Origin of the sequence: Hydrogenophaga sp. (assembly GCF_035481345.1) — a bacterium.
In the GTDB taxonomy this organism is placed as follows: domain Bacteria; phylum Pseudomonadota; class Gammaproteobacteria; order Burkholderiales; family Burkholderiaceae_C; genus Hydrogenophaga.
Map to the genome: position 1 here is coordinate 17,994 of NZ_DATIGV010000163.1, position 9,929 is coordinate 27,922.

General features: G+C 70.5%; 12 protein-coding genes. 7 read left to right on the plus strand and 5 right to left on the minus strand.

Annotation, left to right across the window (positions count from 1 at the left end; all coding sequences use genetic code 11):
- Nucleotides 1–24: 24 nt before the first annotated feature.
- Genes VLG41_RS16610 through fabG form a run of 4 tightly spaced genes read left to right on the plus strand, consistent with a single transcriptional unit; the run spans nt 25 to nt 3,194 of the window.
- Entirely contained in the window at nt 25–1,215 is a 1,191-nt protein-coding gene (locus tag VLG41_RS16610) for a beta-ketoacyl-[acyl-carrier-protein] synthase family protein (RefSeq protein ID WP_325350502.1), read from the plus strand.
- The gene (locus VLG41_RS16615; protein WP_325350503.1) at nt 1,212–2,042 is read left to right on the plus strand and encodes a beta-ketoacyl synthase chain length factor; all 831 of its coding nucleotides are present in this window, start codon (nt 1,212–1,214) and stop codon (nt 2,040–2,042) included. The genes VLG41_RS16610 and VLG41_RS16615 overlap by 4 nt, the downstream gene beginning before the upstream one ends.
- Nucleotides 2,005–2,478 (plus strand): hydroxymyristoyl-ACP dehydratase, encoded by a 474-nt coding sequence (locus VLG41_RS16620; RefSeq protein WP_325350504.1) that lies wholly within the window; start codon nt 2,005–2,007, stop codon nt 2,476–2,478. Before VLG41_RS16615 ends, VLG41_RS16620 begins: the two co-directional genes overlap by 38 nt.
- On the plus strand, nt 2,475–3,194 hold the full coding sequence (fabG, locus tag VLG41_RS16625) for a 3-oxoacyl-ACP reductase FabG (RefSeq protein ID WP_325350505.1): 720 nt from the start codon (nt 2,475–2,477) through the stop codon (nt 3,192–3,194). The genes VLG41_RS16620 and fabG overlap by 4 nt, the downstream gene beginning before the upstream one ends.
- On the opposite strand, the gene VLG41_RS16630 is transcribed toward fabG, so the two are convergent.
- From VLG41_RS16630 to VLG41_RS16650, 5 genes are all read right to left on the minus strand, one after another.
- Nucleotides 3,175–3,942: a glycosyltransferase family 2 protein gene (locus VLG41_RS16630; protein ID WP_325350506.1), complete on the minus strand. Its 768-nt coding sequence runs from the start codon at nt 3,940–3,942 to the stop codon at nt 3,175–3,177. The genes fabG and VLG41_RS16630 overlap by 20 nt on opposite strands.
- Nucleotides 3,909–4,715: a lysophospholipid acyltransferase family protein gene (locus VLG41_RS16635; protein ID WP_325350507.1), complete on the minus strand. Its 807-nt coding sequence runs from the start codon at nt 4,713–4,715 to the stop codon at nt 3,909–3,911. Before VLG41_RS16635 ends, VLG41_RS16630 begins: the two co-directional genes overlap by 34 nt.
- Nucleotides 4,715–5,713 carry a hypothetical protein gene (locus tag VLG41_RS16640; RefSeq protein ID WP_325350508.1) on the minus strand — a complete coding sequence of 333 codons (999 nt, stop codon included), beginning with the start codon at nt 5,711–5,713 and terminating at the stop codon, nt 4,715–4,717. The genes VLG41_RS16635 and VLG41_RS16640 overlap by 1 nt, the downstream gene beginning before the upstream one ends.
- On the minus strand, nt 5,710–7,047 hold the full coding sequence (locus VLG41_RS16645) for an NAD(P)/FAD-dependent oxidoreductase (protein WP_325350509.1): 1,338 nt from the start codon (nt 7,045–7,047) through the stop codon (nt 5,710–5,712). The genes VLG41_RS16640 and VLG41_RS16645 overlap by 4 nt, the downstream gene beginning before the upstream one ends.
- Before the next feature lie 303 nt (nt 7,048–7,350).
- Nucleotides 7,351–7,893: a phasin family protein gene (locus VLG41_RS16650; RefSeq protein WP_325350510.1), complete on the minus strand. Its 543-nt coding sequence runs from the start codon at nt 7,891–7,893 to the stop codon at nt 7,351–7,353.
- Between the two features lie 249 nt (nt 7,894–8,142).
- Between VLG41_RS16650 and VLG41_RS16655 the strand changes: the two genes are divergently transcribed.
- From VLG41_RS16655 to VLG41_RS16665, 3 genes are all read left to right on the plus strand, one after another.
- Nucleotides 8,143–9,138, plus strand: a complete 996-nt coding sequence (locus VLG41_RS16655) for a histone deacetylase (RefSeq protein ID WP_325350511.1) — start codon at nt 8,143–8,145, stop codon at nt 9,136–9,138.
- Complete coding sequence (locus tag VLG41_RS16660; RefSeq protein WP_325350512.1) at nt 9,135–9,578, plus strand: thioesterase family protein; 444 nt, start codon at nt 9,135–9,137, stop codon at nt 9,576–9,578. The genes VLG41_RS16655 and VLG41_RS16660 overlap by 4 nt, the downstream gene beginning before the upstream one ends.
- A partial coding sequence (locus tag VLG41_RS16665) for a nitroreductase family protein (RefSeq protein ID WP_325350513.1) occupies nt 9,575–9,929 on the plus strand: 355 nt, incomplete at its 3' end. The genes VLG41_RS16660 and VLG41_RS16665, both read left to right, overlap by 4 nt.

A 9,929-nucleotide genomic window follows, 5' to 3' on the forward strand; every position in this document is an offset into this window, starting at 1 on the left:
CGTTTCGCCGCCACACTTCGCGCCATGCAAGCCGTTTCTCTCGCCGCCTACACCGCCACGTCCTGCCTCGGGCGCGGCGTCGCCGCGCACGCGCTGGCGCTGCGCGAATCGCGCAGTGGCCTTGAGCCCTGCCGTTTCGAAACCGTGGACCTGCCCACCTGGATCGGCGAGGTCGCCGGTGTCGACGAGGTGGTGCTGCCCGACACCCTGCGCGCCTTCGACTGCCGCAACAACCGCCTGGCCTGGCTGGGCCTGCAGCAGGACGGTTTTTCCGAGCGCGTGCGCGAGGCCATTGCGCGATACGGCGCCGGGCGCGTGGGCGTGTTCATCGGCACCAGCACCTCGGGTGTTCTGCAGACCGAACTGGCCTATCGCGAGCGCGACCCGGCCACGGGCGCGCTGCCCGCCTGGTTCCGCTACGAGTACACCCACAACATCCATTCGGCCAGCGCCTTCGTGCGCGAGGCATTTGGCATCGAGGGCGTGGCCATGAGCCTGTCCAGCGCCTGCTCGTCCAGCGCCAAGGTGTTCGCGGCGGCGGCGCGCCAGTTGCAACTGGGCACCATCGACGCCGCCGTGGTCGGGGGCGTCGATTCCCTGTGCCTCACCACGCTGTACGGCTTCGCCTCACTCCAGCTCACCTCGCCAGAGCCCTGTCGGCCCGGTGACGCGAGGCGCGACGGCATCTCCATCGGCGAAGCCGCCGCCTTCGCGCTGCTCGAACGCGGCGACACGCCGGCCGATGTTCGCCTGCTTGGCGCCGGTGAATCGAGCGACGCCCACCACATGTCGGCCCCGCACCCGCAGGGGCTGGGCGCGCAGCGCGCCATGGCCGCGGCGCTGCGCTCGGCCGGCCTGGGGGCTGAAGACATCGGCTACATCAACCTGCACGGCACCGCCACGCCGGCCAACGACGCCGCCGAGGGGCAGGCCGTGGCCGCGCTGTTCGGGCGCGGCGTGGCGTGTTCGTCCACCAAGGGCGCCACCGGGCACACCCTGGGCGCGGCGGGCGCGCTGGAAGCCGTGGTCTGCGCCATCGCGCTGGGCGAGTCCTGGGTGCCCGGCAGCCCCGGCACGCAGACGCCCGACCCGGTGATCGCGGTGGACTACCGCCTGCGGGGGGCGCCGGTGCCCGGGCTGCGGCACGCGCTGTCCAACTCCTTCGGTTTCGGCGGCAGCAATTGCAGCCTGGTGTTCGGAAAGGGCGACGCATGAACGGGGACACCCTCTGGCTGCACGGCCTGTCGGTCATCGCCCCCGGCCTACCCGACTGGGCACACGCCGCCGCCGTGCTGCGCGGCGAACAGGCCTGGGCCCAGGCGCCGTCGGTGCTGCCGCCGGCCGAGGCCTTGCCCGCTGCCGAGCGCCGCCGTGCCAGCCGCACGGTGCGCGTGGCGCTGGCACTGGGCCTGCACGCGCTGCAGGGGCACGACCCGAGCGAGATCGCCACGGTGTTCACCTCATCGGGCGCGGACGGCCACAACTGCCATGCGCTGTGCGAGCAGCTCGCGGGCGAGGACCGCGCCATCTCGCCCACGCGCTTTCACAACTCGGTGCACAACGCGGCGGCGGGCTACTGGGGCATCGCCACGCGCTCCATGGCGCCCAGCCAGGTGCTCTGCGCCTATGACGCGAGCTTCGGCGCAGGCTGGATCGACGCGCTGGGCCAACTCAGATGCGACGGTGGCGAACTGCTGCTGGTGGCCTACGACAGCGAATACCCCGAGCCTTTGCGCGCCTGCCGGCCCGTGCCCGACGCCGCAGGCGCGGCGTTCTGGCTGGGCACCGAACGGCGCGAGCACAGCCTGGGCACCTTGCGCACCACGCTGGTCCCCGACGCCCCCGATGCCATGGCGCTGGCGGGGCTCGACGCGCTGCGCGCCGATTTCCCCGCCTTGCGCTGCCTGCCCCTGCTGGAGCGCATCGCGCGGCGCGACGAGCGCCCCGTGGTCATCGACTACCTCGCCCCCCAGCGGCTGCGTGTACAGTTCACGCCCGCTGACCATGACCACCCCCGACCCCACCCCGCACGCGCCGCTTGACCGCGAGTGGATCGCCCAGCGCATCCCTCACCAGTTCGACATGTGCCTGCTCGATGCCGTGCGGCAGTGGTCGCCCGAGGCGATCGAGTGCGAAGCGCGGCTTGAGGGCTTGGGTGCGCATCCCTTGCGCGCGGCCGGCGGCGGCCTGGGGGCGGTGAACGCCGTGGAGTACGCCGCGCAGGCCATGGCGGTGCATGGCGCCCTGGTGGCGGGAACGAACGATGCACCGAAGGCCGGCTACCTGGCCAGCGTGCGCGGTGTGAACTTGCACGTGGACAGCATCGCCGCCAGCGACGCGCCGCTGCGCGTGCACGCCGAGCGCCTGTCGGGCGACGACCGCAACGTGCTCTATGCCTTTCGCGTCGTTGGCGCGCGCGGCGCCGTGGCCGATGGGCGCGCCGCCGTGGTGCTCGATGCCGGAGATGCCCGGCCATGAAGCGGGCACTGGTCACGGGGGGCAGCGGCGGCTTGGGGTCCGCCATCGCGCAGCGCCTGGCGCAGGACGGTCTGGAGGTGCTGGTGCACGCCAACCAGGGCCTTGAGCGTGCCCAGGCGGTGGTCGATCGCATCCTCGCCGCGGGCGGCCGCGCGCGCGCCCTGCGCTTCGACGTGACCGACCGCGCCGCCTGCGCCGCGGCCCTGGCCGCGTTGACCGAGGAGGGCGCCGTGCAGGTGCTGGTGAACAACGCGGGCGTGCACGACGACGCCGTGTTTCCCGGCATGACGGGCGATCAGTGGGACCGCGTGCTCGACGTCTCGCTCAACGGCTTCTTCAACGTCACGCAGCCGCTCATGCTGCCCATGATCCGCACGCGCTGGGGGCGGGTGATCAACATCACCTCGGTCTCCGGTGTGCTGGGCAACCGGGGGCAAGTCAACTACTCGGCCGCCAAGGCCGCGCTGCACGCGGCGGGCCGCTCGCTGGCGCTGGAGGTGGCCGCGCGGGGCATCACGGTCAATGCGGTGGCGCCCGGCCTCATCGACAGCGGCATGGCCGAGGGCCGGTTCGACGCCGCCGCCGTGAAGCAACTGGTGCCCATGCAGCGGGCGGGCCGCGCCGAGGAAGTGGCCGATCTGGTGGCCTTCCTCGCTTCCAAGCGCGCGGGCTACATCAGCGGGCAGGTGATCGGCATCAACGGCGCGATGGCCTGAGCCGGCGCGCCAACAGCATCGGCAGCCGAAAAACGAAGCCCCACCACAGCCGGCTGTGCATCCACGTCAGCAGCAGGTTGTCGCGCACGTACTTGAAGTGCGACACGCCGCCTTCTTCGGGCGCCAGGTAACGCACCGGCGCGTCCACGTTGACCGGCCGCACGCCGGCCCAGCACAGGCGCACCACGGCCTCGGGGTCGAAGTCGAAGCGGCGCATGAAGCGTGTCGAGCGCATGACGTCGATCAGCGCGCGCACCGGGTAGACGCGAAAACCGTAGAGCGAATCGCCGATGCCCATGCCCAGGGTTTCCATGTCGGCCCAGGCGTTGGACAAGCGGCGCCCCTGCACGCGCAGCGCGGGCGCCTCGGGGCCGAACACGGGCTTGCCCAGCACCATCGCGTCGGGCATGGACACCGAGGTGGCCATGAAGCGCGGGATCAGCTCGGCCGGGTGCTGGCCGTCGGCGTCCATGGTGAGCGCGTGGGTGAAGCCGGACAGCGCGGCGGCCTGCAGGCCTGCCAGCACCGCGGCGCCCTTGCCCTGGTTGCGCGGCAGCACGATCACGCGCAATTGCGGGTCCTGCGCGGCCATGGCCTGCACGGTGGCGGTCGAGCCGTCGGTGCTGCCATCGACCACCACCCACACGGGGGCCCATTGGGCCCGCGCCGCGCGCACCGTGCGGGCGAGCAGGTCACCCGGGTTGTAGGCCGGGATCAGGACGAGGTGGGTGGTGGAGGCTTGGGACATGAATTCAGAGAAGGAGACGGGGCGCTCAGGGCCTGATCGAAGTGGCGCTGGAGTTCGTCGGTGAAGGCCTGGGCGTCGTGGGGCGGCGCGAAGCGGCGGCCCAGCCGCGCGCTCACGTGCAGCGGCAGTTCCGGGCGGCGCCACAGCGGCCAGGCCTTGCCGAGGTAAGGGCTGGAGAAGTCGAGCAGCACCGTCTGCACGGGCCTTTGCGCGCGCACCGCCAGCAGGCCGATCGAGACAGGAATGCGGTTCATCGGAGCCTCGGTGGTGCGCGTGCCTTCCGGAAACACGATGACGTGCGCGCCCTCGCGCAGGGTCGAGCGGCAGTGCAGGATCGCGTGCAGCAGGCTGTCGTTGCGAATGTAGCCCGCCAGCCGGGCGCCCGCGCCGAACATCGGGTTGTCCATGAGGCCGGCCTTCATGATGCAGACCGCGTTGGGCAGGCGCGAGATCAGCAGCAGGGCGTCGAGCAGGCTGGGGTGGTTGGCCACGACGATCGCGGGCCCCTGCGCGGCCAGCTCGTCGAGCGCGTCCAGGTTGAAGCGGCAGCCGCAGGCGACGCGCAATACGCCGAGGTAGAAGCGGAACGTGAGCGTGGCCACCCGGCGGCCCAGGGGCTGGCCCCAGCGGCGGGGCAGTGCATGGTGCAGCAGCAGCGCGATCGGCGACCAGCTCAGGCACAGCAGTGCCAGCGTGCCCAGGCCGATCACCATGGCGATGCGCTCGCGCAGCGCTTGCAGCGCCTGGGCCGTCCGTGGCAGGGCGAACCGCATCAAGTGAGCAGGGGACCGTGGGCCACGGACTCCACCTCGACCAGCAGGTCGTGGCGGCAGATGTCGGCCTGCACGAGCGCGAGTCCCGCGCCGCCCAGACAACGCTCCAGCGCGCGGCGCACCACCGGAAAGTCGGCCGCGTGGCGCACGTACACGCGGTGGGTCAGTGCCTCGGGGCGGTGGCCGGCGGTGCGCGTCGCGTGGTTGGCCTGTTCCAGCACCGCCAGCACGTTGCGGGCGCTTTCCTCGCACTGCGCCACCACGTCGCCGGGGTGCACGGTCTGGTGGCCCACGATACTGGCCGTGCCCGAGACGAACAGCCACTCGTGGTGTCCCGATTCGGCCAGCGCCGCGCGCGCGAACAGCGGGGGGCGCGGCCCGTAGTCGCCGGGGTAGTGGAAGGCGCTCACCTGGCGCGGGTTCTCGATCGGGCGCGGCGGCGTGCGCCCGGCGAGGAAGGCGATCGACAGCGGTCCCCGGGCCCAGCCCAGGGCGCTGGCCGCCGGCATCTGGGCGGCGCTGGCGGCACCCACGGCCGAGCAGGCGTCGTGCCGGCCCAGGTTGAACCAGCGGTAGCGCTCCAGGCCTTCTTCGTCGCGGTTGATGTCGGCCATGAAGTTCCACACGCGCCACAGGTGCGGCATGCCGCGCTCGCCCAGCAGGGCGAACAGTCGCAGGTAGGCCTCGCGCGTGCGTTCGCGAAGGTGCTTGCCGCGCTCGGGCGCGTCGGGCGCGGGTTCATCGAGTTCGATCAGGCCGTACAGCAGGTCGCGGCCGCAGCGCCATTGCAGGCCGGCGGCCTGTCCTTGCTGCAGGGGGCCGTCGGTGCACCAGGCCTCGCGCCAGGTCGCGCTGGTGCCCCCTTCGACGGCCATGCGCAGGCGCTGTTCCGGCCAGCCCGGCCGGCCGGGCGCGTCGGGCAGGGCCGCGCCGCCCAGCACGGTGTGCGCGGTCGATGTCTCGACCACGCGCTGCGTGAGCCACTGCAGGCCGCTCATGGGGCCGGGGAGGCCTTGGCCGAAGGGGCGGGCCGAATGTTGCGCTGGCGTTGCCGCCAGGCCCGCCAGGTTCGCAGCGGGTTGCCCAGGTTGACCGCGAAGTACAGGCCCTTGAAGGCCCACAACGAGGGCCAGATCGGCGTGCGCCCGAACAGGTCGCCGGCCAGCACCGACAACAGGGCCTCCTTCATGCGCAAGGGGTTGTGCGGCTCCATGAAGAAGCCGCGCATGGTGGGGTTGGTCATGCGGTAGATGAACCAGGAAAACTCGCGCGGACCATGGCGCATGTGGCGATCGAACCGGCGCATGGCCTGGGCCGCTTGCGCGGGCTCGCGCAGGCAGGTGTTGACCGTTCGGGCCCCGACCTCGGCGCTGCTCATGGCCAGCCACACACCCGAGGAGAACACCGGGTCGATGAAGGCGTAGGCGTCGCCCAGCAGCAGGAAGCCTTCGCCGTGGCTCAGCGTGGAGCGATAGGAGTAGTTGCCGGTGGCCTCGGCGGCGGTGACGGGCTCGGCCTCGGCCAGGCGCTCGGCCAGCGCCGGGCAACTGCGGATGTTGTCGAGCAGGAACGCCTGCAGATCCCGACCGCCCCGCGTCTTCATGTGGTACGGCCAGGTGACCATGCCCACGCTCGTGGCGCCGTCGCTCAGCGGGATGAACCAGAACCACCCGTGGTCGAACCAGAAGATGGTGATGTTGCCTTCGTCCGCGCCGGCCCGCCGGCGTGCGCCCCGAAAGTGCGCGTACACGGCGGCGCTGTTGTGGTCCGGGTTCTTTTCCTTGCTCTTGAGACGGCTGGCGAGAAAGGTGTCGCGCCCCGAGGCGTCCACCAGAAAGCGGGGGCGCCATTCGATGGCCTGGCCCCTCTCGTCGACCGAGGTGACCGACTCGGCGCGCCGGGTGTCGGCGGACCAGCGCACTTCCCGCGCCAGCGTGCCCTCGTGCACCTCCACCCCCTGGGCGGCGGCGTTGCGCAGCAGCACGTGGTCGAAATCCGCGCGCTTGACCTGGTAAGCCGCGGGCAGGGATTTGTCCCAGGCGTCGGAAAAGTAGTAGACCTGCGTGTGGCTGTGCTGGGGCGAGACGAATTCGGCCCCGGGCTTGTGCATGCCGATGGTGCGGATGGCATCGCCCACGCCCAGCCGCTCCAGCAGCGGCAGGTTGGCCGGCAGCAGCGATTCGCCGATGTGAAAGCGCGGGTGCCGGTCCTTGTCCAGCAGCACCACATGGTGGCCCTCGCGCGCCAGCAGCGTGGAGACCGTGGAGCCTGCGGGCCCACCGCCGATCACCAGAACGTCGCAGTCGCGCTGCGTGATGCCCGCCTCTTGCATGGAACCTCGTTGTTCATCGAGCGCGCCGTCCGCGGTCGCGTGGCGCTAGGTCCCAGGCATTCTAGGAGGCCCGTCCCGGGGTTCACCGGGGGGCATGTAACCAAAAAAAAAGCCCTCACCGTGTGGTGAGGGCATTGAAGGGTCCGATGAAACCGAATTTCGAAAAGGACCCGAGGAGACAACCAGAAAAAACCGATGACAGCAAAACCTTGGGTGTTCAGGCTAAGACTGTCTTGCTGAACCAATTGTGGGCGGGCGACGAAATGTCAAGTCCCGCGATCAACGGCAGCAATGTTGTGCTAATCAGCGCTTCTTGGCGGCGGTCTTGGTGGCGTTCACGGCGGTGGCGGCCACGGTGTTGAAGTTGGCTTCGGCCATGTCGGTGGCTTGCTTGACAGCCTTCTGCACCGATTCGATGGCGTTGTTGGCGGCGGAGACGGCGCTCTTCATCACGGCCACGGCGGTTTCCGAACCTGCCGGCGCGTTCTTGGCGGCGTTGTCCACGACGGCCATGAACTTCTTCTGGGTGTCGGCGGCGGTGGCTTCGGCGGCCTTGCTGAACTCGGCGCCGGTGCCGGAGGCGATGTCGTACAGGTGGCGGCTGTAGGCCACGGTCTTCTCGGCCAGAGGCTGCACCAGGCTGGCTTGCAGGTTCAGCAGTTCCTGGGCGTCCTTGACGCTGAGCAGGGCCTGGGCGTTGTTGGCGGACTCGGACAGGGCGGCCTTGGTGGCTTGCAGGTTGAGCTCAACCAGTTTCTCGACGCCTTCGAATGCCTTCTGGGTCAGCCCGAAGAGGGTGTCCATCTGGGACTTTTGGGCGGCGACGATTTGTTCGGCGGTCAGCATGAGGATTCTCCTGAGGGGTGGATGGGGACAACGGCGGTTGCGGCGTGGGGGCTGGAACCCCGTTCGAGCGGTGCTTCCACTCGTTATGCTGCGCTGCAACATGGGGCGAATTATTCAGGACCTGCCGGTGGAGCGCAAGCCCCTTTTTGCTGCGCCGCAACAATTTGGAGAGGGCTTTCTAAATCCGCTTCCTGCGCTGCGGCTTGGTCCCCCGCCCACAATGCGCCGCAGCTCCCCGGACCGTACCCCGTGCACGCTTTCTACGCCGACCATTTCGTGTTGCCCCTGCCCAGCGGGCACCGCTTTCCCATGGCCAAGTACGGCCGGTTGCGCGAGCGCCTGGCTCGGGAGTTGCCCGAGGTGGAGATGCACGAGGCACTGCCCGCCAGCGACGGCGAGCTGGCGCTGGTGCACACCCCCGCCTACATCGACGCCGTGGCCAGCGGCACGCTGAGCCCGGCGCTGGAGCGCGAGATCGGCTTTCCCTGGAGCCCGGCCATGGCCGAGCGGGCGCGCCGCTCGGTGGGGGCCACGCTGCAGGCCGCGCGGCGCGTGATGGGGCAGGGCGGTGGTCTGGCGGCCAATCTCGCGGGGGGCACGCACCACGCCTACGCTGACAAGGGTGGCGGCTTCTGCGTCTTCAACGATTTCGCCGTCGCCGCGCGGCTCGTGCAGGCCGAGCACGCTCGCCGCCATGGCATGCGCCAGCCGCTGCGCGTGGCCATCGTCGACCTGGACGTGCACCAGGGCAACGGCACGGCGCACATCTTTGCTGGCGATGCCAGCGTGTTCACGCTGTCCCTGCATGGTGCGAAGAACTTTCCCTTCCGCAAGGAGCCGAGCGATCTGGACGTGGAACTGCCCGACGGCTGCGGGGACGACGACTACCTTCACGCGCTGGAGCTGGCGCTGGGCGAACTGGATCGCCGCTTCGAGCCCGGTCTGGTGCTGTACCTGGCGGGCGCCGACCCGCACGAGGGCGACCGGCTCGGCCGCCTGAAGCTCAGCTTCGATGGCCTGGAGGCGCGCGACCGGCGCGTGATGGACTGGGCCTGGTCGCGCCGGTTGCCGCTGGTCTTCGCCATGGGCGGCGGCTACGGCCACGACATGGAGACCACCCTGCAGGTGCAGGTCAACACCTACCGCACCGCGCTGGCGTTCGAGTGCCGCTGGCAGGCCCTGGCGCTCGCGACCGTGCCCGCGGCCACCCCCCAGGGTACGCACTGGCACAATCCGGCGCCATGACCGCACCGGCTTCCCGTCCCCAGGCCCGGCCCCGAAGCGACTACCGCGTCTTCCGCGCCATCGGCACCCGCTGGGCCGACAACGACATCTATGGCCACGTCAACAACGTCGTCTACTACGGCTGGTTCGACACCGCGGTCAACGCGCACCTGATCGAATCGGGCGCGCTGGACATTCACACCGGCGGCGTGATCGGCCTGGTGGTGGAGACCCAGTGCCACTACTTCGAACCGCTGGCCTTCCCACAGACCGTGTGGGCCGGCTTGCGTGTGGCGCACCTGGGGAACTCCAGCGTGCGCTACGAAGTCGGCCTGTTCGCCGACGGCGCCGAGCACACGGCGGCCCACGGCCACTTCGTGCACGTCTATGTCGATCGCACCAGCCGCCGGCCCGTGGCCCTGCCCGACGCCTTGAAGAAAACCCTGGAGACACTTCGATGAACCTCGCCGAGCCCGTGTCGATCGACCCCGCCAGCGTCGATGCCGCGATCACCAGCCGCATGTCCGCGCGCGCCTTCCTGCCCACCCCGGTGCCGCGCGAGACCATCGAGCACCTCCTGGACGTGGCCCGCCGCGCGCCATCGGGCACCAACACCCAGCCCTGGCGCGTGTACGTGCTGCAGAACGCGGTGCGCGACGAACTCGTGGCCAAGGTCTGCGCCGCGCACGACGCCATCTACGCCAATCCCGCCGTGGCTGCGGAGTACCGGGAGGAATACGACTACTACCCCGAGAAATGGGTCAGCCCCTACATCGACCGGCGGCGCGAGAACGGCTGGGGCCTGTACGGGC